The following is a 21,612-nucleotide window of genomic DNA, read 5'->3' on the forward strand; positions in this document are numbered from 1 at the left end:
CCTCGGTCAACTGTGGGAGCTGGCTTGCCTGCGATAGCGGTGGGTCAATACAGAATGAGCTGGCAGGTATACCGCCATAGCAGGCAAGCCAGCTCCCACATTTTTAAACCTGTTTCGCTCTGAAAACCGGGTTCACAGGCCTAACCTTGCGAAACACCAACACATTCCCCAACATCACCAGCACCAACCCCGCCAACGCCGGCGCCGTCCACTGATACCCCTCGGCAAACGCCGACACATTCAGCGCCACCACAGGAAACAACACCGTGCAATAGGCCGCCCGCTCCGGCCCCATACGCCCCACCAGCGTCAGGTACGCGGTAAACCCAATCACCGACCCCGGGATCACCAAGTACCACAACGCGCCGATGTACCGCGCGCTCCAGTCCATCTCAAACGCAATCCCACGCACCGCGCAGTAAATCGCCAGCATCGCCGAACCATACGCCATGCCCCAGGCGTTGGTGGTCAACGGCCTGAGCCCGGCCTTCTGCTGCAAGCTGGAGAGCATATTGCCCGCCGAAAAACACATCGTCCCCAACAACGCCAAGCCCAAGCCAAGCAACGTCTGCGGGCTGGCGGTGTGCCCGACCAGTTCCGGCCAGAACAACAAGCCCAACCCCAGCAACCCCAGCGCGCCACCCATCAACACGTTGCGCGCGACCCGCTGGCCGAAAAACACCCGCGCATTGAGCGCGTTCCACAGCGTCGCCGTGGAAAACACCACCGCCACCAAGCCACTGGGGATCCACTGGCTGGCCGTCAGAAAGCACATGAAGTTGACGCAAAACAGGCACACGCCCTGAGCCAGGCAGATCAAATGCCCGCGCCGGTTCATCACCTGCAACTTGCGGCTGAGCAGCAACAGCGCAAACAGCACCAGTGCCGCCAAGCCGAAGCGATAGACGATCGACACGGGAATCGCCACGACGCCCAATTGCCATTTAAGCGCGATCCAGGTGGTGCCCCAGATCAGCACAGTGAGTAAATACAGGGAAAGGTTCATGGTGGGCTCCGGTGATTGAGCCACAGTGTCACCCGCACAGCCGGGCGCGCTCTTGCATATTCTTGCGCTTTTGTCGGGTGCCGGGATCACAGCAACGGCGACGCGGAGTAGGATGCAAGGCGTCGGAGAGAACAACCATGCCAGAGCTGGAATCCCTGCAAGTCTTTCAAGCCCTTAACCGCTCGCCCAACGCGCGCCTGGAAGCCTGCGCCGAGCTCGGTGACGGCTTGTCTGCGGCCTTGTGGAGCAACCATCACGATTCCCAGGACTATCAGGCGCCCACCCACCACACCTTGTCCTGCTACATCGGCGGCGGCACCGGCACCTTTCGCCGCGACCAGCCGGGCACCAAGGGTGGCCCCGACAAGCTGTGCATCTTGCCGGCCGAGCACCAGTCAGCGTGGGTGATCAACGGTGAAATCCGACTGGCCCACGTGTATTTCAGCCCGGAGCAATTCGCCCTCGGCTGCGTCACCCTGCTCGACCACGAACCGCGCGAACTGCAATTGCGCGAAAGCACCTTTCTAGAGGATGCGAGCCAGGCCCGGCGCTTTCACCAGTTGATCGCCCTCAACTGGCACGAGCCCGCCGAGCGCCTGCTGACCAGCAGCCTGGCCCACGAAATGCTCAGCCACACCTTGCTCAGCCAAGTCGGCGCGCGCGATGGGCTGCGCTTGAAAGGCGGGTTGGCCGCGCATCAGCGGCGGCTGTTGGTGGACTACATCGACCATCACCTGGAAGACCCGATCAGCCTCGGGCAACTGGCCGGCCTGTGCGCGCTGTCCGAATACCATTTTGCGCGGATGTTCCGCCAAAGCTTCGGCCTGCCGCCCCATCAATTCCTGCTGGCGCGACGCCTGACGCGCGCGCAAAGCCTGCTACGCAGCGGCGCCCTGCCCCTGGCCGACATCGCCTGGATGTGCGGTTTCTCCAGCGCCAGCCACTTCAGCCAACGCTTTCGCCAAGCCCTGGGCGCAACCCCCGGCGAATACCGCCAAGCGTTCTGCGCCAGAACACACACTCTGTAACCGCCGAGCTCTTCCTGTGGCGTGTACCTGCGCTACCCCATCAATCCCAATGTCTTGGCTTTCGCCACCGCCTGCGTACGCCGCTCCACCCCGAGCTTGCTATGGATACGCCGCGCGTGGGTCTTGACGGTATGCAGCGAGATAAACAGCCGATCGGCGATTTCCAAGTTGGAGTTGCCAAGGGCGATCAACTGCAACACCTCCAACTCGCGCAGGCTCAGGGGATTTTCCGCCACGCCGCTGGGCGACGCCTGCGTCTCCAGGCCCAGCTCACTCAATAGCCCCGGCGAGCGCAACCGAAGCTCACGAATCGCCTGCTGCACCTGGCAACGCGCGGCCAACGCCAAGCCGGCTTGCAGCGCACGACGGGCCAATGCCGAGTCGCCGAGTTGCCAAGCCACCTCGCCGAGCACCAGCTGCAACTCGGTTTCCAGGCAAAGCATGCCGCGTTGCCGGGTGGTTTCAAGCAAGGCCGTCAGCCGCGCGATGGGTTGATCGGCACAACCCAGCTTCACCTCGGCCAACACCAGCAAATATTCCAGGCGCGGGATCAGCTCCAGCGTGGCCGGCGGCGCCTGCTTGGCACACGGCCCACGAAAATGGCGCAGCACCCGGCGCATCGCTTCCAGCGTCAAGTCGGCGCGACCTTGTTGCAACCAGAAGTGCCCACTGACCAGCAGCAACACCGCGCGGTACACCGTGTCCGGCACGTGGCGTTGCTGCATCAGGCGCTCAGCTTCGCGCAATTGAATAAAGGCCTGGGCGTAATCGCCACGGTTCGCCGCCAACAGCGCCAGGCCGAGAAAGCCGTACAGCACGCGCTTGTCCTGACTGTGCAGGCACATCGTCAATCCGCCCTCGAAACACTCGGCCGCCAGCGCATCCTGACCTTGGCGCAGCGCCAAATGCCCGCGCCGCAACGCGATGCGCCCCACCAATGGCCCAGCCTTGAGCCGCTGCCCCACCAGCATCGCCTGCACCGTTTCCAGCAGGCTTTGCGCCCGATACGGCGCGCCGCGTTGCTCCAGCAGTTGGGCGTGATCCAGCTCCAGCAAAGCCTCCAACACCAACGAACCATGGGCGCGGGCCAGGCACAGGGCTTCGCGGTTCAGCGCTTGGCCAACGTCCAGTTCACCGCGCAACAAGGCTTGTTGGGTCAGGCCCGAGAGGCACATCAGGCGCGACGTCCAGGCGCTGTCGGGCAAGGCTTGCAACGCCTCCAGGAAATGCGCGCGGGACCGCTCGGCATCACCGCTCAAATGCAACAGCCAGCCCCATTGCGCCTGCCAGCGCGCCAACAGATAACGCTGTTGCGCCGCCGTCGGCTGCGGCGCAAACCGGGCAAGCTGATCGATACACACCGCGGCTTGATCGAAGCGCCCGGCAAACAGCAATGCCGCTGTGACCAAACCGACCAGTTGCGCCGAGCCGAGCATCAATTCATCGCCATGCTGCTCGTGCAGACGCAACAACAGTACGGCGTTCTGCTGACGGAACAGGTCCTCAAAACTGAAGTGCTGCAACAGGCTCACCGCCACTTCGTAGGCTTCGGCCAGCAGCGCCTGCTCGAAGGCAGCCTGCCAGTCCTGCTCGGTGGTGAACCATTGGCAGGCGCGCCGATGCCAAGAACGCTTGGCCGGCCAGGGCTCATCACGGATTAACTGAGCCAGGGGCGGGAACACCTGCAGCCAATCGGTGGCGTCCTCCCACGGTTGGATAAACGCACCGAGCGCCTGCAAATCGCGCAGGTACTGATCGCCGTCGCCAGAGCCAAACAGGTGCTCACACACGCTCGAATTGAAACGCGGCAAATGCGCCAACACGCGCCAGGCCTCGGCCAGTTCGGCGGGCAAGCTGCTGAATAGTTCGTGCTGCAGGTAGTCAAGCAGGGTCTTGTCCGGGTGACCGTCACCGAGCAAGGCGATACGCACACCCGCGCACCAGCCGCCGCTGAACTGCATCACGTTGTCGACGCTTTGCCCTGGGCCGAGCAGCTGCTGGATTTCCGCAGGGCTGAACATCAACTCACTGCACTCCAACAACTCATCATCGAGCAGCAGGCGTGGCCAGTTGCACAGTGGGCGCCGTCGCGCGCCCAGCCACCAGGTCAGTGCCGGGCTGGCGGCGGTGAGCAAGCGGTCGAGCAAAGCGTCCAGCTCGGGGGCGGGCTGGCGACAGAAATCATCAAGGAATATCCACGCGGTGTTTTGCCAGCGGCTGAGGTCGAGCAGCAAACTGGCTTCATCGATAAACGACAAACCAAGGTTTTGTGCCAGCCGTGCACAGAAAGCCTCGGCGCTGAGCACGGCGCCATTGAGCGCCAGCCAATACACCTGACACCCCACCGGCGCCTGCAACGCGCACTCGGCGAGCAACGTACTCTTGCCACTGCCGCCCGGCGCGCAGAGCAGTTTCACCCTGACCTGCGCTGCGAGCAAAGGCTCGGCCAGACGCGGGCGCAACAGATGGTGGGCGGGCAGCCGTGGCATGAATCCAGGACGGTCCAGGCAGCGTGTCATGGCGGTCATTGCTGCATCCTGCTTTTTATTGTTATGCAACCTGGCGCCTACCCTAGTCCTGTGGTCGGCGGTTGTTGAAGAAGTATTCAGCGGGGTGATTAGTCGGCATAAAAAAGCCGGGATTCCACCCCACCATAAAGTGGAACCCGGTCAATGTGGGAGCTGGCTTGCCTGCTCCCACAGGTGGATTGCATTTCAATTGAAGATCAGCGCACGCCCGCAGACCTCAACGCCGCCGGTGTGTAGTCCGCCGCCTTAGCCGCAAAGCCGAACACAAAGCTGCTCTTCTCCTCGTTCTTCATCCCCAGCGCGATGTAGCGCCCGGCAATGATGTCGTACAGCGTTTCCACGGTATAAGCCGGCACCTGATGGTCGTAGTAAAACTGCGCGTGGCCTTCGGCGACACGCCACAGCTGACCACGGCCGTCATAGTGATCAACCAGCGCGACCTGCCAGCTGTCTTCGTCGATGTACATGTGGCGCTTGGCGTAGATGTGCCGCTCACTCGGCTTGACGGTGCCGACCACTTCCCACACCCGGTGCAACTCATAGCGGGTCAGGTCCTGGTTGATATGCCCGGCCTTGATGATGTCGTCGTACTTGAGGGTCGGCGAATCGAGCTTGTAGCTGTTGTAGGGGATGTACATCTCTTTTTTGCCGACCAGCTTCCAGTCGTAGCGGTCGGGGGCGCCAGAGAACATGTCGAAGTTGTCGGTGGTGCGCAGGCCGTCGGAGGCAGTGCCCGGGCCGTCATAGGACACTTGCGGCGCGCGGCGCACGCGGCGTTGGCCGGCGTTGTAGATCCAGGCCAGGCGGGGCTCCTTCACCTGGTCGAGGGTCTCGTGCACCAGCAGCACATTGCCCGCCAGACGTGCCGGCGCAGTGACCGATTGTTTGAAGAAACTCAGCACGTTGGCGGCCTTGGTCGGGTCGATATCCGGGATGGCCTGCGGCACCGCCACTTCTTCTTCGAAGCGGATCGGCGTGTAGCTGCCGTTCGTTTGCGGGGTGGCCTGGGTGATGATGCGCTTGAGGTTGCCGCCGTGGTAGCGGGTGATGTGGTTCCACAGCACCTCCACGCCATTCTTCGGAATCGGGAACGCGTAGTAGCGGTTGCCGGTGAAGTTTTCCAGGCCGTTGCCGTCGTTGATCGCGTGCACGTTGAGCGCGCTGCGCTTGATCGACTCGTAGATATCCGGCGGCAGGTTGACGGTGCGGTGGGTCGGGTACACCGGGATCTTGTAGGTCTCGGGGTAGCGTTTGAACATCGCCACCTGGCCGTCGGAGAGCTTGTCTTTGTACTTGTCGACGGTCGCAGCGGTGATCACGAACACGGGTTTTTCATTGGCAAACGGGTCGGCGAGGAAGCCCTTGCTGTCCACCGCACCGGCGTTTTTGGGGATGCCGCCGGTCCAGGCCGGAATCGAGCCGTCGGCGTTGCCGGCTTTTTCAGCGCCGACCGGCGTGAGGCTGGTACCGAGCTTGGCGGCTTCCTCGGGCGACACCGCCGCCATCACGTGGGCAGCCAGCAGACTCAAGGCCATCACTGCAAATATCTTACGCATAGGTTCTTGTCCTTCCTTAAACCAGATCAGAAGTTCACGCCGAAGCTGAGGGCGATAAAGTCGCGGTCGGTGAGGGTGTTGTAGTCGCCGCCGAAAAAGTCGGTGTAGCTCAGGCTGGCGGTGTAGGTGTTGCGGTAGTCCGCATCCACGCCGACGCTGATCGCCTTGGCGCCTTCGTTGAAGATCCCGTTGGGGCCATAGCCGCTGACGTCATGAGACCAGGACAGGTTGGGCTTGAGGTTCACCCCGGCAAACGCGTTGTTGTAGTCCAAGATGGCGCGGGCGCGATAACCCCAGGAGTTGGCGGTGACGAAACCGTCGGTATCGCCTTGGAAACCGTAGGCGCCGAACACCGAGTCGCGGCCGTAGCGCAGCTTGGTTTTGGCTTCCAGCCCGCCGACGTGCACATAGGCCGCCTCGCCCACCAGGGTCAGGCGTTCGGCGCCCAGCACCTGGTCGAAGAACTGGGTCATGGTGCTTTGGATCTGGGTGATTTCCTTGCGTCGATAACCGACGTTGTCCGAGCCGAACGAACTGCGGATCGGCGAGGCGGTATTGCCGGCAATCGGGTTGACCAAGGCCAGGGTCAGGTCAGTGGTGTTGAGTTGCACCGGTGCGTTCGGGCGGTAGCTGATCTCGCCGGTCCAGGCCGTGCCGGTGGGCAAGGTGGTGGAGAAGCTGGCGCCGTACAGGCGAATGTCTTCGGGGTAATCGAGGTAGTACTGGCCACGGCCGAGCATGGTGCTTTGCGCCAGGCCCGCGCCGCTGCCGGGCGCGATCGCATTGGCGGCGGCCGCAATACGCCCGATGGTCGCCAGGTTGGTGTTGGCGGTCAGCGTGCCCACGGTGGGTGTGCGGCTGTGGTAGTTCATGAAGTACAGGCCGTACTCGGTGTCATCGCCAAGCCAGCGCAAGGCCGCGCCGAACTGGCCGCCATCACGGGCTTCGCGGTCCTTGGCGCGCTGTACCACCACGCCTTCGCGCGTAACCTGAAAGCCCTGGCCGAACGCTGCGGCCACGGGCTGCAACGGCGCAATCGCCGGGCTGCCGACGGTGTAGTTGCTGTTGCAGCCGTGGGCCACTACGTCGTTGCCGAAAAAGGTGCCGCAGTTATCCACTACGGTGTTTTCCCAGTTCAGTTGGTAGAAACCTTCCACCGACAATTGGTTGGTCAGGCTCTGGGAGGCGAACAGCATGTTCACCGGAATCAGGCCTTCCTTGATCTCCGCGCCGGGCCGGCGGAAGGCCGACACGTCGATAGGGTTGATGCTGTTGATCGAGTTACCGATAAACGTACTCTCACCCCAGCTCACTACCTGCTTGCCGACGCGCACGTTACCGGGCAGGTCGCCGATGGAATAGTTGTGATAGACGAAGGCATCCAGCAACTCATAGCCGGAAGAGCGCGCGCCTTCGTCGCGGTGGTTGTTGCTGATCTGTTTGAACTCGCGGTCTTCGTCCTGCAGTTCGAAGTCGTACCAGTATTTGCCGCGCACAAACACGCCGCTGTCGCCGTACTTGAGCTCCAGGTCGTGAATGCCCTTGAAGATCTTGGAAAAGGTCTCGCCCTTCTTGAAGTTCAGTCGCCCGTCATCCCCGGTAGAAGCCTGCCCCGTGCCGCCATTGGGAACGCCCACCAGTTTTTTGTCGGCATCGCGCATGCCCCAGCTGGCGCCGACCGACAGCGAAGAATCGAATTGCCCTTCGATCTCGCCAATGTTGAACGAAACCGCCTGTGCCTGGGCGCAGCAGCCCATTGCAACCGCCGCAGCGAGCGCCTGTGGCGTGAAGATGGCGCGCATTGTTGTTTTTGTCATGCGTCTTCCCCGGTGAGTGACAGAAGGCCCCACCCTACTGCTGCCCGTCAGGAGCGATAAGCGCACCAAAGGGGTATTCGTGTTGTCGCTCAAAAGGATTAACAAGCGCTCAGGCCGGGGTTTGGGCAGGGCCATGGATGCGGTAGATGACGCGCTATCAGAAAGATAAATAGGCCAAAGAGCGTTCCCACGCTCTGTGCGGGACAATCGTTACTGATTTGGTAACAGTCATTGTCCTGAATGGGGATTACTCATTTTGTTACATACGACTATTCTTAACGCACTTTCAGGGCAAATGGCCCGCTTGCTCAACAGTAAGAAAAGTCTGATTCCCATAGATTGGCCCGCTGTATCAATCTATTACCGCTGTTCACCGACGTTGATTTATCGCTCCTTGATCCAACGTCTTACTTCGGCCGCTGCCTTTGCAGCGGCCTTTTTTATGCCCGCAATAAAACGGGGCGCCCTCAGCGCCCCGGAGTATTCAATAGTGTTCAAGCAACGATCAGAGGCTGAACTTCTGCAAGTTGGCCATCATCTCCTTCAATGCTTCGATGTTGTCCTTGGGGTGAGCGGCGCCTTCAAAGTCGCAAATCTGCGCCCAATGCGCCGCCACATCGTGCGGTGAAAAACCCGCTTCAGGGTCAAAACCCACACCCAGGCTGCGCTCCCAGCGGGTCTTGCCGATCCAGCCGCCGCCCACTTCAAACAGCCCCGAGGTTTCCTGGCACGCCTCGCTGCCCAGGTACACCACCAACGGGCTGACCAGCTCCGGCTTGAGCCGCTCGAATACTTGCGGCGGGATCAGGCCTTCGGTCATGCGCGTACCACCGGTGGGGGCGATAGCGTTGACCAGAATGTTGTTCTTGCGCCCTTCCAGCGCCAGGGTGCGGGTCAGGCCATACAGGCCAAGCTTGGCCATGCCGTAGTTGGATTGGCCGAAGTTACCGTAGATGCCCGAGGTGGACGCGGTGAAGATAACGCGGCCATAACCTTGCTCACGCAAATGCGGCCACGCGGCGCGGGTGACTTTGTAGGCGCCTTCGACATGCACCCGATAAACCAAGTCCCAGTCGCTGTCGTCCATTTTGTGGAAGGTCTTGTCGCGCAGGATGCCGGCGTTGTTGACCACCACGTCGATGCGGCCGAAGACATCCAGCGCGTTCTGCACGATTTTGTCACCGTCAGTGACGGAGTCATGGTTGGCCTCGGCAATGCCACCGGCCTCGCGGATCTCGGCGACCACCCGGTCGGCGGCCGAGGCATTGGCGCCTTCACCCTGGGTCGAACCGCCGAGGTCGTTGACCAGCACTTTGGCCCCATGCTTGGCGAACAGCAGCGCATGCGCCCGGCCCAACCCGCCGCCGGCACCGGTGACGATCACGACCTTATCCTGGAACTGCACTGACTCACTCATACCGAACTCCGCTGGCGACAATGGGAATGGGTTGAGTGTCAGGCACACGGGCGCGGGTCACAATAAAGTCAGCCGAGGCTGAATGGTGCTCGATAAGGCAGCGGGATGATTGCTTGGGTCAAACTCTGGAAGACCACCCCGTTTTCTGTGGTCAGTGGGCTTGTTGTGGCGAGCGGGCTTGCCCCGCGCTGGGCTGCACAGCAGCCCCAATAAGGCCACCGCAGTGTGTCAGACATATCGCGGTCGCAGGTTTTAGGGCGGCTTCGCCACCCAACGCGGGGCAAGCCCGCTCGCCACAAACGACTTACGATGATGCTCAGGAGTACGCCACTCGCGGCACCGACTGACCAATGCGCTCGCGAAACGTCAGGTAATGCTTGAGCACCTGCAGCGGCGCTTCGATCTGCGGGTAGTGGCCGATATTCGCCAGCAGCACCGTGTCGGCGTGGGGCACCAGTTGGTGATAGCGCTCCACCATATGCGCCCCGGAGATCGGGTCGACTTCGCCGTCGATCACCCGTAACGGCACATCGCCGCGTTGCATCGCGTCCACCCAGCGTTCACGCAGGCGGCGGCGCTGGGGAATGTAGGCAATCAGTTTGTGCAGGATGCGCGGGCCGTCATTGCCATTGATCAGGCTCCAGAAGTCATCCAGCGCGCTTTCACTGGGCCGAGTACTTGGGCCGAAAATCTGGCTGAAGCTGTTCGACAGGGCATTACGCCCAAAGGCGCGGCCGATCATCCAGCCAAGCGGGCTGAGCAAGAGTTTTTGCACCAGCGTCGGGCGATGGGTTTCCGGGAACAGCCCACCGTTGAGGAACACACAGCTGGCCATTTGAAAGCGACCTTCGTAATGGCGCGCGAGTAATTCCTGGGCGACGCTGTCGCCGTAGTCATGGGCCAACACGTGCACCGGCTGCTCCACGCGCAGGTAGTCGAGCAGCGCCTGTTGCAGGTCAGCCTGCTCCAACAGGCAGTAGTCGTGGTCCAACGGCTTGGCCGAGTCGCCGAACCCGAGCATGTCGCAAGCAATCACCAGGTTGCGCTGGGCCAGGGGCTGCCACAGGTAGTGCCAGTCCCAGCTGGCAGTGGGGAAGCCGTGAATCAACAGCAGCGGCTCGCCCTGCCCGGCCACCCAGAAACGCACGGTGCGGCCACGAAAGACGAACGCCTGGCCACGCTTGCGCCAAGCACTGAGCGGGATTTCTGCGAGTGGCATCAGCTTTTATACCCAGGATCTTGCAGGTCCAATTTACGCAGCAGCGCCGGCCAGGCCAGCGCGCCTCCCATACCTTGGGCGCTCTTTGTGACAACTGCCACCATCGCCTTAGCCCCCGCCAGAATCTGCGGCTCGATGGCAATCAGTTCGGCGCCGCCGTTTTGCGCCAGCACCTGGATTTCGCAGGCACGCTCAAAGGTGAACATCATCAGGAAGGTGTCGGCGATGCTGCCGGCGCAGGTCAGCAGGCCATGGTTGTGCAGCATCAGGAAGTTGTTGTCGCCCAGGTCTGCCTGCAAGCGCGCCTTCTCTTCAGGGTTCAGCGCCACGCCTTCGTAGGCGTGATACGCCAGGCTGGACAAAACAAAGGTGGATTGCTGGCTGATGGGCAGCACGCCCTGCTTTTGCGCAGACACCGCAACACCGGCCGCGGTGTGGGTGTGCAGCACACAGACCACGTCATGGCGCACGTCGTGGATGGCGCTGTGGATGGTGAAGCCGGCGGGGTTGATCTCGTAGGGGCTGTCCATCAATTTGTTGCCGGCCTGGTCGACCTTGACCAAGCTCGACGCCGTGATCTCGTGGAACATCAGCCCGTAAGGGTTGATCAGGAAATCATCGGTGCCCGGCACCTTGGCGGAAATATGCGTGAAGATCAGGTCATCCCAGCCATGCAGCGCCACCAGGCGATAGCAGGCCGCCAGGTCGACGCGCGCTTGCCATTCGGCTGCGCTGACCTGCTCTTTGACATTCTGCAGCGATAGAACGGGGGCTGGGCTCACGGCAATGACCTCCTTGGTGCACTTTCTTATTGTTTTTTTGGGTGAGGGGCCAGTCTAGTCAGACCGCGTGGCGCAAGGAGTTGCCTTCGCAGCCAGCTTGATGACCGAGCGAGTCATCCAAGAGAATAGTCCACGTGGCGTCAGAGAAGCGCCGCCAATAAAGGCACGGCGAACAGGTTGAGCAGCCCCGTCAACACCATCACCAAGCCTGCGACCGAGCCTTCTTCGCCGCCCACTTCATGCGCCCGGCTGACACCCGCACCGTGGGCGCCCACGCCAAACAGTGCACCGCGCGCCAACGGTGTACGCAGCGGCAACCATTTGAGCAGCACGCCACCGAGCATGGCGCCGAACACGCCGGTGAACATCACGAACACGGCGGTGAGTTCCGGTACGCCGCCGAGGTCGGAGGACACCGGCATGGCAAACGGCGTGGTGATTGAGCGCGGTAGCAGAGACATGGTCACCGAGGTGTTCAAGGCCAGCGCCTTGGCCAGCCCGAACGAGGTGCCGATGGAGGCCGCGCTGCCCGCGACCATGCCCAGCAGCAACGCCGACCAGTGCCGCGCCAGCAAGCGGCGTTGTTGCCAGATCGGCACGGCAAACGCCACAGTGACCGGGCCCAGCACCAGCATCAGCCAGTGCGTGTCAGTGGCGTATTCGGCATAGGCGGTCTTCATCGGCACGGCCACCGCCAACAGCAGCGCCGGCACCAGGATCAATGGCGACAGCAGGTAGCGCCCGGTGCGGGCGTAGATCCAGCGGCTGAAGAGGTAAGCGGCCAGGGTCAGGGCGAGCCAGAACACCGGCATCAGTTCAAGCTTCACGGCGCATGCTCCAGCGGCAAACTATTTCCACGGTGAAGGCCGTGACCAGCATCACCGACAGCGTGCTGAAGCCGATCACCAGCAGGATGCGCCAGCCGTCATTGCGCACCAAACCACCGTAGTCGAGCAGGCTCATCAGTGCCGGGATAAAGAACAGCAGCATCTCCGCCATCAGCACCCCGGCGCCCAATTGCAGGGCGGCCGGTTTGACCAGGCCAGTGGCGAAGGTCGCCAGCAACAGGCCCAACCCCACCACGCCACCCGGTATCGGCCACGCCAACCACACGGCGAGCTGGGTGCCCAGAAAATAGATCGCCAGCAACACCACCAACTCAATCAACAGGCGCCCGAGATGTTTGAAGCTGAAACGTTTCATAAGCTTTAGGGCCTCACAGGCGCTCAGTTTAAAGACGCCCCACCCATCCCCACAGCGAATTGTTAGACTGACAGCTATTCCAAACTGGAATCAGACCGATGGAATTCAAACAGCTGCGCAGTTTTGTCGAAGTGATCCGCCGGGGCGGCTTTACCCAAGCGGGTAAAACCTTGCACATCAGCCAATCGGCGGTGAGCAAACAGGTGGCCCAGCTGGAGCAAAGCCTGGGCACACCGCTGCTGGAACGCACGGGCTCGCACATTCGCCTGACGGCCGCCGGTGAGGTGGTATTACAGCGCGCCGAGGCGATGTTGCGGTTGCAGACGGAATTGCTCAGCGAGCTCGATGATATGCAGCAACTGGCGCGCGGCGAATTGCGCCTGGGCTTGCCGCTATTGGCCGGCGACACACTGTTTGCCGGGCTGTTTGCCGAGTACCGCAGGCGTTATCCCAAGGTCACTATCCAACTGCTCGAAGGCGGCAGCCGCACCATCGAGCAGGCAATTCTCAGCGGTGAGCTGGACGTGGGTGGCACGCTGATGCCCAGCGACCCGGCCTTCGCCTGGCAGCCCTTCTGCGATGAACCGCTGGACGCGCTGCTGCCGATGGACCACCCATTGGCCGAAAACGCCCACGTGCGCCTGGAAGAATTGGCGGGCACGCCGTTCCTGATGTACCAGCGCAGTTTTGTCCTCAACGATCGGCTGATGCAGGCCTGCCAGCAGTTGGGCTTCACGCCGAAGGAAGTGGGCCGCAGCGGCCAGGCGGACTTCCTGGTCGCACTGGTCGCGGCCGGCCAAGGCGTGGTGCTGTTGCCCAGCGTGGTCGCCCGTGGGCTGGTGCGACCGGGCGTGGTGCGCCTGACACTTAAGGCGCCCGACTACCTGCGCTGGAACATTGCCTTTATCTGGCGCGAGGGCGCCTACCTGTCCAGAGCCGCCCAGGCCTGGCTGGCATTGCTGCGCGAATTCCCGGTCAACCGCGCAGTGCAGTGACCAACTCGGCCAGCCACGGCTCGGCATCAGCTTCCGGGGTGACGCTTTCGCTGGCGTCCAGGCGCAGCATCGGCAGCACTTCGCGCACGCCCAACTCGCCGAACAGCTCGCACATTTGCTCGCCGCCGCCGCAGAACGTATCGCCGTAGCTGGCGTCGCCCAGGCCGATCACTGCGCCAGGCAGGCCGCGCCAGGCGGCGGGCAACTGGTCGCGAATGCTCGAATACAGCGGTTGCAGGTTGTCGGGCAGCTCGCCCATGCCGGTGGTCGAGGTCACCGCCAGAAAGGCCTCGGGGGCGAAGGCCTGCACGTCGGCCAAGGTGGCACGCGGGTTGTGCCAGGCTTCAAAACCGGCCGCGTTGAGGAGGCCGGCGGCGTGGCGGGCGACTTCTTCAGCGGTGCCGTAGACCGAGCCGGAAAGGATGGCGACTTTCATCAATCTGATCCTGTGGTTGAGCGAAAGCCTGGGATATTAACAGCTGACACAAATATTTCGGCGTAAGCGGCGCAACATTCAAGGTATGCCATAAACTCCAGCCTTCAAAAACAAGGCATGGACCGCTCAATGATTAACGCCAAGCTGATGCAGATGGTCATCAACGCTTCCAACGACGGCATCGTCGTCGCCGAACGCGAAGGCGAAGAGAAGCCACTGATCTACGTCAACCCTGCTTTTGAGCGAATGACTGGCTACACGCTGGACGAAATCCTGTATCAGGATTGCCGTTTCCTACAGGCCGGTGACCGCGACCAGCCAGCCCTGATGGCCATTCGCGACGCCCTCGACCACGACGACGCCTGCCGGGAAATCCTGCGCAACTACCGCAAGGACGGCACACCGTTCTGGAATGAGTTGTCGCTGTCGACGGTGTACAACGAGGCCGACAAGCAGACCTATTTCATTGGCGTGCAAAAAGACGTCACCACCCAGGTGAAAGCCCAGCAACGAGTGGCACAGTTGGAAGCGCAAGTCGCCGAACTCAAAGAGCGCTTGGCGGCACTTGAGGCGACGAGCGGAATTAACAAATTGTAGTAAATGCGGCCTTTAGAGTGATAATGGCTTTTTAATACCTCACCCTTTGAGCTACATCAATGCACCGCGACGCGCTATTGACGCAGGACGAACTGGATTTTATCCAGGGCATGCAGCACAACCCGCAGCTCAACCTGCGGGATGCGTGGTCGAGCCTGACCGTCAACGGCGGTGCGCAGATTCGCGACTTGCTCACGCGGTTGGCCGCTCACGACCACGTCACCATCCAGGCGCAGTTCGATAACCAGCAACTCACCTTTCCCCTGCACTTGGTGGAGGATGAGTTTCACGCGGTGCATTTGCGTTTGGGCGTGCCGAGTATTTTTGAAGATGGCCCGATGATTCGCCCGTGGCGCCTGGCGCTTGAAACGCCGGTGGCACTGGAGAACGTCAGGGGCAACCCCGCCGCCCTGTGGGTGCACGAGGTGTCATTCAAGGGGGTGCTGGTGGAGATTCGTGGCCGAGTCAAACCGCCGAAAACCTTTTCCCTGTGGTTCAGCCCGTCCGGCTACGAGCGGATCTCACTGCGCGGCACGCTGGAGCGGGAAACCGCTCGAGGCCTGTTTGCCTACCGCCTGAGCCAAAGCGATGCCGATGAAATCGAGCGCCTGCGCCAGTTCATCCTGCACCAGCACCGCCTGGTTCACCCGCACGTGCACGCCTGATATCAGGTATCCAACTGCCCACTGAGAAACTGCTGCAAGCGGCGCTGCATCAAGCGCCCTTCGTTGCCCAGGCAACCGATGGCGGACCCGGCCAACTCTTTTTCGGCCAGGTCCGATGCGGCACCGGCCAGCAGCAGCGGGCAATCCAGGGTCAGCGCCAAACGGGTCAGACGCCCGGCCAGGTCATGGTTGTGTGAGTGGTTGGAGAACAGGATGAGCGCCTGAGGACGCATCTTTTCACAGACCAGTGTCAACTCGTCCAAGGGTTGACCCATGCCCAGCACCTTCACAGGCCTGTCCTCGCAACTGAGCAACAACGCCGCCACCATCAATTCCACTTTACGGCATTCCCCGGGCATAGCCGTCAGCAATACCCGTGGCGCAGTTGAGGTGCCCGCACGTCGCAGGTGTTCGAAGGTTTGCATGCGCAGGAAGGTATCGTAAAAAATCCATTCACTGGCTTGGCCGAAGCGGCCCTGATGGCGCAGCAGGTCGCTCCAAAGGGGCATCAGGATGTCCTGGAACGCCACGCTGAGCGGGTAGCTCGCCAGAACCTGAGCGTACAGGCTATGCAGTTGACGATCGTCAAACCCACTGATGGCGTTTACCAACCGCGCCCGCCACTGTGGCCATTCACTGTCGCTGCCGGTGTCGCGTTCAGCACGAATCGCTTCAGCCTGCTGATCGTCGCGCGCAAGGATCTTGCCGACTTTGCTCACGGCCACGCCGCGCTCGATCCAATCGAGAATACGATGAATGGTCACAATATCGTCGCTGGAATAGAGGCGATGCCCACTTTCGGTGCGTGTGGGCTGGATCAGGCCATAACGCCGCTCCCAGGCACGCAGGGTGACCGGGTTGACACCTGTCAATCTCGACACTTCGCGGATCGGGAACAGCTCATCGGGGTCAGCGGGACGACCCTGGGCAATTTCGCGAGTATGAGTAGTAATTTCGGGCATCTGCGGTAGAAAACGTCCTTGTGAATTTGGATACCATTTAACGCTTTTAGACTTGTCCTTTTCAAGGCCCGCTCTGTCAGACCAATGTCACTGGTGTATTTTTGCAAAACAGGAATAATCCTTGCCTGTTTTTTCTACGTCGCTGCACCACCCCGCAGCCTCGTTCGTGCGCCACCTACCCGGTTCGGCGCACCCGTACATTTGGAGATACACAATGTCTACCTCTCCCGTCACCTTGATGGTTGCGCGCCGCGTGGCCAAAGGGCGCTACGAAGACTTGATGGCTTGGCTGCGCGAAGGCGAGCAATTGGCCACGGACTTCCCCGGTTACCTGGGTTCCGGCGTGCTCGCCCCGCCGCCCAATGACGATGAATTCCAGATCATCTTCCGTTTCGCCGACGAGAAGACCCTGCATGCCTGGGAGTTTTCCGCTTCGCGCAGTGCTTGGCTGAGCCGAGGCAGCGAGCTGTTTGCCGACCCGTCCGAGCATCGCGTCAGTGGCATCGACGGCTGGTTCGGCGCGGTAGGTGCACGGCCACCGCGCTGGAAACAGGCCGTGGCAATCTGGCTGGCGTTTTTCCCGGTGTCCCTGTTGTTCAACTTTGTCCTTGGCCCGCTGCTCAACGAACTGGACCTGGCCCCGCGCGTGCTGGTCAGCACCCTGGCGCTCACCCCATTGATGGTTTATTGGTTCATCCCGCTGTCGACCCACCTGCTGGCGAACTGGCTGCACCCTACACCGCCACCGCGCAAGGCTGCAGAAGCCGCCGCTTGAGTACAGGGGGCCGCTCGCTGGTATAGTTTCATCCTGCCAGCGACGTGAGCCTCCCATGACTGCAACGAACGCCCCGATCCTGATCACCGGTGCCGGCCAGCGTGTCGGCCTGCATTGTGCCGAGCGCCTGCTGGACGAGGGCCACCCGGTGATTTTCAGCTACCGCAGCGAACGCCCCGGTGTGCAGGCTTTGCGCGAGCGGGGCGCGGTCGGTGTGTTTGCCGACTTCTCCAGTGAGGCCGGGATTCTGGCCTTCATCTCAGCGCTGAAGACCCATACCGACAGCCTGCGCGCTATCATCCACAACGCTTCGGCGTGGGTCGCGGAAACGCCGGGCGACGAAAGCCGCGCATTTACCGACATGTTCAGCGTGCACATGCTTGCGCCGTACCTGATCAACCTGCATTGTTCACCTTTGCTGCAACGCTCAACACCTGCCGATATCGTGCATATCAGCGACGACGTGGTGCGCAAGGGCAGCCGCCAGCACATTGCCTATTGCGCCACCAAAGCCGGGCTCGACAGCCTCACGCTGTCGTTTGCCGCGCAGTTCGCGCCGCGGATCAAGGTCAACGGCATCGCGCCGGCGATGGTGATGTTCAACGACGGCGACGATGCGGCTTACCGCGCCAAGGTCCTGGCCAAGTCCGCATTGGGCATCGAGCCCGGGCCCGAGGTGATCTACCAGAGCGTGCGTTACCTGCTGGACAACCCTTATGTCACCGGTACCACCCTGACCGTCAACGGCGGGCGGCATATCAAGTAAGCCGTTTGTGAGGATGTTGTATGACCTTGTCCCTGCCCCAACACTACCGCGAGATTCTCAAAGGACTGGGTGAAGACCCGGAACGCGAAGGCTTGCTCGACACCCCCAAGCGCGCCGCCAAGGCCATGCAGTACCTGTGTCATGGCTACGAGCAGAACCTGGACGAAATCGTCAACGGCGCGCTGTTCGCCTCAGACAATGACGAGATGGTGATCCTCAAGGACATCGAGCTGTATTCGCTGTGCGAGCACCACCTTCTGCCCTTTATCGGCAAGGCCCATGTGGCCTATATTCCGACCGGCAAGGTGCTGGGCCTGTCAAAGCTGGCGCGCATTGTCGACATGTACGCCCGGCGCCTGCAGATCCAGGAAAACCTCACGCGGCAAATCGCCGACGCCATCCAGCAGGTCACCCAGGCCGCCGGCGTGGCGGTGGTGATCGAAGCCAAGCACATGTGCATGATGATGCGCGGCGTGGAAAAACAGAATTCAACCATGAACACCTCGGTGATGCTCGGCGCCTTCCGCGAGTCGAACACCACGCGTATGGAGTTCCTGCAACTGATTGGACGGAGCAAGTAGCAATGCCACAACTTCAACCAGGCATGGCGCGTATCCGGGTCAAGGACCTGTGCCTGCGCACCTTTATCGGCATCAACGAGGACGAGATCCTCAACAAGCAGGACGTGCTGATCAACCTGACGATCCTGTATGCCGCTCAGGAAGCCGTGCGCGACAACGATATCGACCACGCGCTGAACTACCGCACCATTACCAAGGCGATCATCGCCCACGTCGAAGGCAACCGCTTCGCCCTGCTCGAGCGCCTGACCCAGGAGCTGCTGGACCTGGTGATGAGCAACGAATCGGTGCTGTACGCCGAAGTCGAAGTGGACAAGCCCCACGCGTTGCGCTTTGCCGAGTCGGTTTCGATTACCCTGGCGGCCAGCCGCTAACCCCAGAATCTGCAGTGAGCCCTATGAACGATCAACAACGCCTCGAACTCGAAGCTGCCGCCTTCCGCCGGCTGGTGGCGCACCTGGACAGCCGCAAGGATGTGCAGAACATCGACCTGATGAACCTCTCGGGCTTTTGCCGCAACTGTTTGTCCAAGTGGTACAAAGCCGAGGCCGACGAGCGCCACATCGAGCTGAGCCTCGATGACGCGCGTGAAGTGGTGTACGGCATGCCGTACGCCGAGTGGAAAGCCCAGTACCAGAAAGAAGCCAGCGCCGACCAACAGGCGGCGTTTGCCAAAGGAAAAACCCATGACTGACTTGAACACCCTGCGCGCCAGCCTCAACAGCGGCGAACACGTCTTTGCCGACACCTTGGCGTTTGTTGCCGCCGGTTACGACTACCAGCCGCAAGCCTTCACCAATGGCAACGTGGAAAACGCCGCCGGGCAGAACGAGGGCTCGTGCAAGACACTGGGCCTGGCGCTGCTGGAAGGCTTGAGCGATCAGGAAGCGCTGCTGGCGTTTGGTGAGCATTATCGGTCGGTGGTGGCTACACCGCAGGGCAGTGATCACGGCAATATTCGCGCGTTGATTGCGCAAGGTTTGGCTGGGGTTCAGTTTACTCAGCAGCCTTTGACTCGCCGCTGATTCAAATTGAAAACCGGTCAAGGTGGGAGCTGGCTTGCCTGCGATAGCGGCGTGTCAGCTGCCACCGTCATCGCGGGCAAGCCCGACTCCCACAGTGATGGGGTTGACACTTCTGGGCTGCCGCGCTGATTAAATCGCAGACATAAAAAAACCGGCCTCTCAGCCGGTTTTTTTATTGCGACGGGTTTAGAACGAAGCGTCCTTCAAACCGTCGAGGTAACGCTCGGCATCCAGGGCCGCCATGCAGCCGGCGCCGGCCGAGGTGATCGCCTGGCGGTACACGTGGTCAGCCACGTCACCGGCGGCAAAGATGCCTTCGATGTTGGTCGCAGTGGCATTGCCTTCACGGCCGCCCTGCACCACCAGGTAGCCGTCTTTGGCTTCCAGCACGCCCGCGAACAGCGAGGTGTTCGGGGTGTGGCCGATGGCGATGAATACGCCGTCGACTTTCAGCTCGTCGAAGCTGCCGTCGTTGTTTTTCAGGCGGGCACCGGTCACGCCCATGTTGTCGCCCAGGACTTCGTCGAGGGTGGCGTTGAGCTTGAGGATGATTTTGCCTTCAGCAACACGGGCGTGCAGCTTGTCGATCAGGATCTTCTCGGCGCGGAAGGTCTCGCGGCGGTGAACCAAAGTCACGGTGCTGGCGATGTTGGCCAGGTACAGCGCCTCTTCCACCGCTGTGTTGCCGCCACCGACCACAGCCACCGGCTTGTTGCGGTAGAAGAAACCGTCGCAGGTCGCGCAGGCGGAAACGCCTTTGCCCATGAACGCTTCTTCCGACGGCAGGCCCAGGTAACGGGCGCTGGCGCCGGTGGCGATGATCAGCGCGTCACAGGTGTACACGCCGTTGTCGCCAGTCAGGCTGTAAGGCTTTTTCGAGAAGTCGACTTGGTTGATGTGGTCGAAAACGATCTCGGTTTCAAAGCGCTCGGCGTGTTCTTTCATACGCTCCATCAGCACTGGGCCGGTCAGGCCGTGCACGTCGCCCGGCCAGTTGTCGACTTCAGTGGTGGTGGTCAGTTGACCGCCCGCCTGCATGCCGGTGATCAGCAGCGGCTTGAGGTTGGCCCGGGCAGCGTAGACAGCAGCGCTGTAACCGGCAGGGCCGGAACCGAGAATAATCACTCGCGAATGACGGGTATCAGACATGACTCACTCCTATCGACCACCCGGAAAACACAGGGCGGCTGGAATAAAAAAGGACCGCGAAGCACTTGGGGAAGGCTTGAACTCGCAGATCCTAAAAATAATGGGTGCAGCGTATCGAGGGGGGCAAGATTAAGGAAATACGGAATAACAATCCAGCTCATAGGTGGTCTCTATGCAGTACACCCGATTAATCGACGCCATTGTTGCTTAGATGTTACCGCTGATGTCGCCGCTTTCGCCCAGGATGCAAAGGCGGTAAGGTCGGCGCGTTCGTCATCCTGCTCGGAGTTCTCCATGCCCGCCCCTGCTCTTTCCGGCCCGCAATACCTGCGTGAAGGTCTCAAACTGGTGTTGAGCCCAGGCCTGCGCCTGTTTGTGTTGCTGCCGTTGGCGATCAACTTGGTGCTGTTCGTCGGCTTAATCTATTTCGCCGGCCATCAGTTCAGCCTGTGGGTCGACACTTTGATGCCGACGCTGCCTGGCTGGTTGAGTTTCCTCAGTTACATCCTGTGGCCGCTGTTTGTGGTGCTGGTGGTGCTGATGGTGTTTTTCACCTTCACCATGCTGGCCAATATCATCGCTGCACCGTTTAACGGTTTTCTCGCAGAAAAGGTTGAAGTGGTGGTGCGTGGCACCGACGACTTCCCGCCGTTCAGCTGGGGAGAACTGATGGCGATGGTGCCGCGCACCCTGGCGCGGGAAATGCGCAAACTGGGCTACTTCCTGCCACGCGCCATCGGCCTGTTTATCCTGTCGTTCATTCCGGTGGTCAACCTGATCGCCGCGCCGCTGTGGCTGCTGTTCGGCGTGTGGATGATGGCGATCCAGTACATCGACTACCCGGCCGACAACCACAAACTGGGCTGGAACGAAATGCTCGCCTGGCTGCGCCAGAAGCGCTGGCAGAGCATGAGCTTTGGCGGCATCGTTTACCTGGTGCTGCTGGTGCCGGTGGTCAACCTGCTGATGATGCCGGCGGCGGTGGCCGGGGCCACGCTGTTCTGGGTGCGCGAGCAAGGTGCTGAGGCAATGGCCGCGCCCAAGGTGACCCAGTCATAAATCCATCACGCCAATGACACAATGACGACATGGCCCACGGTGACAC

The 21,612-nt window shown here is 61.4% G+C and carries 23 protein-coding genes; 11 read left to right on the forward strand and 12 right to left on the reverse strand.

The window, feature by feature from the left end:
- Positions 1 to 103: 103 nt before the first annotated feature.
- Complete coding sequence (locus KZH41_RS26065) at positions 104 to 1,006, reverse strand: DMT family transporter (RefSeq protein WP_263273977.1); 903 nt, start codon at positions 1,004 to 1,006, stop codon at positions 104 to 106.
- Positions 1,007 to 1,143: 137 nt separating this feature from the next.
- On the opposite strand from KZH41_RS26065, the gene KZH41_RS26070 reads away from it, so the two are divergent.
- Positions 1,144 to 2,034: a helix-turn-helix domain-containing protein gene (locus KZH41_RS26070; RefSeq protein ID WP_263273978.1), complete on the forward strand. Its 891-nt coding sequence runs from the start codon at positions 1,144 to 1,146 to the stop codon at positions 2,032 to 2,034.
- A gap of 32 nt (positions 2,035 to 2,066) precedes the next feature.
- Here KZH41_RS26070 and KZH41_RS26075 read toward each other — a convergent pair whose 3' ends face one another.
- The 8 genes from KZH41_RS26075 to KZH41_RS26110 all read right to left on the reverse strand — a co-directional run bounded on the left by KZH41_RS26075 (position 2,067) and on the right by KZH41_RS26110 (position 12,556).
- On the reverse strand, positions 2,067 to 4,562 hold the full coding sequence (locus tag KZH41_RS26075) for a LuxR C-terminal-related transcriptional regulator (protein ID WP_263273979.1): 2,496 nt from the start codon (positions 4,560 to 4,562) through the stop codon (positions 2,067 to 2,069).
- A gap of 197 nt (positions 4,563 to 4,759) precedes the next feature.
- Positions 4,760 to 6,118 (reverse strand): DUF1329 domain-containing protein, encoded by a 1,359-nt coding sequence (locus KZH41_RS26080; RefSeq protein ID WP_094949374.1) that lies wholly within the window; start codon positions 6,116 to 6,118, stop codon positions 4,760 to 4,762.
- 26 nt (positions 6,119 to 6,144) lie between these two features.
- A complete protein-coding gene (locus KZH41_RS26085) occupies positions 6,145 to 7,935 on the reverse strand; it encodes a DUF1302 domain-containing protein (protein WP_242152470.1) in 1,791 nt (596 codons plus the stop codon).
- A gap of 505 nt (positions 7,936 to 8,440) precedes the next feature.
- The gene (locus KZH41_RS26090; protein WP_242152472.1) at positions 8,441 to 9,352 is read right to left on the reverse strand and encodes an SDR family oxidoreductase; all 912 of its coding nucleotides are present in this window, start codon (positions 9,350 to 9,352) and stop codon (positions 8,441 to 8,443) included.
- Between the two features lie 316 nt (positions 9,353 to 9,668).
- The gene (locus KZH41_RS26095) at positions 9,669 to 10,571 is read right to left on the reverse strand and encodes an alpha/beta fold hydrolase (RefSeq protein ID WP_094949371.1); all 903 of its coding nucleotides are present in this window, start codon (positions 10,569 to 10,571) and stop codon (positions 9,669 to 9,671) included.
- Positions 10,571 to 11,353, reverse strand: a complete 783-nt coding sequence (locus KZH41_RS26100; protein WP_094949370.1) for a class II aldolase/adducin family protein — start codon at positions 11,351 to 11,353, stop codon at positions 10,571 to 10,573. Before KZH41_RS26100 ends, KZH41_RS26095 begins: the two co-directional genes overlap by 1 nt.
- Before the next feature lie 140 nt (positions 11,354 to 11,493).
- Positions 11,494 to 12,180 carry an LrgB family protein gene (locus tag KZH41_RS26105; protein ID WP_094949369.1) on the reverse strand — a complete coding sequence of 229 codons (687 nt, stop codon included), beginning with the start codon at positions 12,178 to 12,180 and terminating at the stop codon, positions 11,494 to 11,496.
- Positions 12,170 to 12,556 (reverse strand): CidA/LrgA family protein, encoded by a 387-nt coding sequence (locus KZH41_RS26110; protein WP_263273980.1) that lies wholly within the window; start codon positions 12,554 to 12,556, stop codon positions 12,170 to 12,172. The genes KZH41_RS26105 and KZH41_RS26110 overlap by 11 nt, the downstream gene beginning before the upstream one ends.
- A gap of 98 nt (positions 12,557 to 12,654) precedes the next feature.
- Between KZH41_RS26110 and KZH41_RS26115 the strand changes: the two genes are divergently transcribed.
- Complete coding sequence (locus KZH41_RS26115; protein ID WP_094949367.1) at positions 12,655 to 13,551, forward strand: LysR family transcriptional regulator; 897 nt, start codon at positions 12,655 to 12,657, stop codon at positions 13,549 to 13,551.
- Here the strand turns inward: KZH41_RS26115 and KZH41_RS26120 are convergent.
- Complete coding sequence (locus tag KZH41_RS26120) at positions 13,532 to 13,987, reverse strand: flavodoxin (RefSeq protein ID WP_094949366.1); 456 nt, start codon at positions 13,985 to 13,987, stop codon at positions 13,532 to 13,534. The genes KZH41_RS26115 and KZH41_RS26120 overlap by 20 nt on opposite strands.
- A 129-nt stretch (positions 13,988 to 14,116) precedes the next feature.
- On the opposite strand from KZH41_RS26120, the gene KZH41_RS26125 reads away from it, so the two are divergent.
- Both KZH41_RS26125 and KZH41_RS26130 read left to right on the forward strand, forming a co-directional pair.
- Entirely contained in the window at positions 14,117 to 14,584 is a 468-nt protein-coding gene (locus KZH41_RS26125; protein WP_094949365.1) for a PAS domain-containing protein, read from the forward strand.
- Positions 14,585 to 14,643: 59 nt separating this feature from the next.
- Positions 14,644 to 15,249 carry a hypothetical protein gene (locus KZH41_RS26130; protein ID WP_263273981.1) on the forward strand — a complete coding sequence of 202 codons (606 nt, stop codon included), beginning with the start codon at positions 14,644 to 14,646 and terminating at the stop codon, positions 15,247 to 15,249.
- A 2-nt stretch (positions 15,250 to 15,251) separates the two neighbouring features.
- Here the strand turns inward: KZH41_RS26130 and KZH41_RS26135 are convergent, their stop codons facing one another.
- Complete coding sequence (locus KZH41_RS26135; RefSeq protein ID WP_094949363.1) at positions 15,252 to 16,211, reverse strand: MerR family transcriptional regulator; 960 nt, start codon at positions 16,209 to 16,211, stop codon at positions 15,252 to 15,254.
- 214 nt (positions 16,212 to 16,425) lie between these two features.
- On the opposite strand from KZH41_RS26135, the gene KZH41_RS26140 reads away from it, so the two are divergent.
- Genes KZH41_RS26140 through KZH41_RS26165 form a run of 6 tightly spaced genes read left to right on the forward strand, consistent with a single transcriptional unit; the run spans position 16,426 to position 19,358 of the window.
- The gene (locus tag KZH41_RS26140) at positions 16,426 to 16,986 is read left to right on the forward strand and encodes an antibiotic biosynthesis monooxygenase (protein ID WP_094949362.1); all 561 of its coding nucleotides are present in this window, start codon (positions 16,426 to 16,428) and stop codon (positions 16,984 to 16,986) included.
- Positions 16,987 to 17,041: 55 nt separating this feature from the next.
- Positions 17,042 to 17,752, forward strand: coding sequence for a dihydromonapterin reductase (gene folM, locus KZH41_RS26145; protein WP_263273982.1), 711 nt, complete (start codon positions 17,042 to 17,044; stop codon positions 17,750 to 17,752).
- Positions 17,753 to 17,772: 20 nt separating this feature from the next.
- Positions 17,773 to 18,333, forward strand: a complete 561-nt coding sequence (gene folE, locus KZH41_RS26150; RefSeq protein WP_053257937.1) for a GTP cyclohydrolase I FolE — start codon at positions 17,773 to 17,775, stop codon at positions 18,331 to 18,333.
- Positions 18,334 to 18,335: 2 nt separating this feature from the next.
- Positions 18,336 to 18,707 carry a dihydroneopterin triphosphate 2'-epimerase gene (gene folX, locus KZH41_RS26155; protein ID WP_003194073.1) on the forward strand — a complete coding sequence of 124 codons (372 nt, stop codon included), beginning with the start codon at positions 18,336 to 18,338 and terminating at the stop codon, positions 18,705 to 18,707.
- Positions 18,708 to 18,730: 23 nt separating this feature from the next.
- Complete coding sequence (locus KZH41_RS26160; RefSeq protein ID WP_065908484.1) at positions 18,731 to 19,027, forward strand: DUF1244 domain-containing protein; 297 nt, start codon at positions 18,731 to 18,733, stop codon at positions 19,025 to 19,027.
- Positions 19,020 to 19,358 carry a HopJ type III effector protein gene (locus KZH41_RS26165; RefSeq protein ID WP_094949359.1) on the forward strand — a complete coding sequence of 113 codons (339 nt, stop codon included), beginning with the start codon at positions 19,020 to 19,022 and terminating at the stop codon, positions 19,356 to 19,358. The genes KZH41_RS26160 and KZH41_RS26165 overlap by 8 nt, the downstream gene beginning before the upstream one ends.
- A 186-nt stretch (positions 19,359 to 19,544) precedes the next feature.
- Here KZH41_RS26165 and trxB read toward each other — a convergent pair whose 3' ends face one another.
- The gene (trxB, locus tag KZH41_RS26170; RefSeq protein WP_094949358.1) at positions 19,545 to 20,507 is read right to left on the reverse strand and encodes a thioredoxin-disulfide reductase; all 963 of its coding nucleotides are present in this window, start codon (positions 20,505 to 20,507) and stop codon (positions 19,545 to 19,547) included.
- A 294-nt stretch (positions 20,508 to 20,801) separates the two neighbouring features.
- Here trxB and cysZ point away from each other — a divergent pair, with 294 nt between their 5' ends.
- Positions 20,802 to 21,566 carry a sulfate transporter CysZ gene (gene cysZ / locus KZH41_RS26175; RefSeq protein WP_094949357.1) on the forward strand — a complete coding sequence of 255 codons (765 nt, stop codon included), beginning with the start codon at positions 20,802 to 20,804 and terminating at the stop codon, positions 21,564 to 21,566.
- Positions 21,567 to 21,612 lie beyond the last annotated feature (46 nt).

The organism is Pseudomonas sp. YeP6b, assembly GCF_025642995.1.
Classification (GTDB): Bacteria; Pseudomonadota; Gammaproteobacteria; order Pseudomonadales; family Pseudomonadaceae; genus Aquipseudomonas.

What these genes read in the sequence shown, in the direction of transcription:
- KZH41_RS26090 (WP_242152472.1), bottom strand. Translation starts at nt 9,352, where the DNA reads ATGAGTGAGTCAGTGCAGTTCCAGGATAAGGTCGTGATCGTCACCGGT.
- KZH41_RS26080 (WP_094949374.1), bottom strand. Translation starts at nt 6,118, where the DNA reads ATGCGTAAGATATTTGCAGTGATGGCCTTGAGTCTGCTGGCTGCCCAC.
- KZH41_RS26125 (WP_094949365.1), top strand. Translation starts at nt 14,117, where the DNA reads ATGATTAACGCCAAGCTGATGCAGATGGTCATCAACGCTTCCAACGAC.
- folX (WP_003194073.1), top strand. Translation starts at nt 18,336, where the DNA reads ATGCCACAACTTCAACCAGGCATGGCGCGTATCCGGGTCAAGGACCTG.
- KZH41_RS26070 (WP_263273978.1), top strand. Translation starts at nt 1,144, where the DNA reads ATGCCAGAGCTGGAATCCCTGCAAGTCTTTCAAGCCCTTAACCGCTCG.
- KZH41_RS26085 (WP_242152470.1), bottom strand. Translation starts at nt 7,935, where the DNA reads ATGACAAAAACAACAATGCGCGCCATCTTCACGCCACAGGCGCTCGCT.
- folE (WP_053257937.1), top strand. Translation starts at nt 17,773, where the DNA reads ATGACCTTGTCCCTGCCCCAACACTACCGCGAGATTCTCAAAGGACTG.
- KZH41_RS26135 (WP_094949363.1), bottom strand. Translation starts at nt 16,211, where the DNA reads ATGCCCGAAATTACTACTCATACTCGCGAAATTGCCCAGGGTCGTCCC.
- KZH41_RS26160 (WP_065908484.1), top strand. Translation starts at nt 18,731, where the DNA reads ATGAACGATCAACAACGCCTCGAACTCGAAGCTGCCGCCTTCCGCCGG.
- folM (WP_263273982.1), top strand. Translation starts at nt 17,042, where the DNA reads ATGACTGCAACGAACGCCCCGATCCTGATCACCGGTGCCGGCCAGCGT.
- KZH41_RS26130 (WP_263273981.1), top strand. Translation starts at nt 14,644, where the DNA reads ATGCACCGCGACGCGCTATTGACGCAGGACGAACTGGATTTTATCCAG.
- trxB (WP_094949358.1), bottom strand. Translation starts at nt 20,507, where the DNA reads ATGTCTGATACCCGTCATTCGCGAGTGATTATTCTCGGTTCCGGCCCT.
- KZH41_RS26075 (WP_263273979.1), bottom strand. Translation starts at nt 4,562, where the DNA reads ATGACCGCCATGACACGCTGCCTGGACCGTCCTGGATTCATGCCACGG.
- cysZ (WP_094949357.1), top strand. Translation starts at nt 20,802, where the DNA reads ATGCCCGCCCCTGCTCTTTCCGGCCCGCAATACCTGCGTGAAGGTCTC.
- KZH41_RS26095 (WP_094949371.1), bottom strand. Translation starts at nt 10,571, where the DNA reads ATGCCACTCGCAGAAATCCCGCTCAGTGCTTGGCGCAAGCGTGGCCAG.
- KZH41_RS26120 (WP_094949366.1), bottom strand. Translation starts at nt 13,987, where the DNA reads ATGAAAGTCGCCATCCTTTCCGGCTCGGTCTACGGCACCGCTGAAGAA.
- KZH41_RS26140 (WP_094949362.1), top strand. Translation starts at nt 16,426, where the DNA reads ATGTCTACCTCTCCCGTCACCTTGATGGTTGCGCGCCGCGTGGCCAAA.
- KZH41_RS26165 (WP_094949359.1), top strand. Translation starts at nt 19,020, where the DNA reads ATGACTGACTTGAACACCCTGCGCGCCAGCCTCAACAGCGGCGAACAC.
- KZH41_RS26115 (WP_094949367.1), top strand. Translation starts at nt 12,655, where the DNA reads ATGGAATTCAAACAGCTGCGCAGTTTTGTCGAAGTGATCCGCCGGGGC.
- KZH41_RS26065 (WP_263273977.1), bottom strand. Translation starts at nt 1,006, where the DNA reads ATGAACCTTTCCCTGTATTTACTCACTGTGCTGATCTGGGGCACCACC.
- KZH41_RS26110 (WP_263273980.1), bottom strand. Translation starts at nt 12,556, where the DNA reads ATGAAACGTTTCAGCTTCAAACATCTCGGGCGCCTGTTGATTGAGTTG.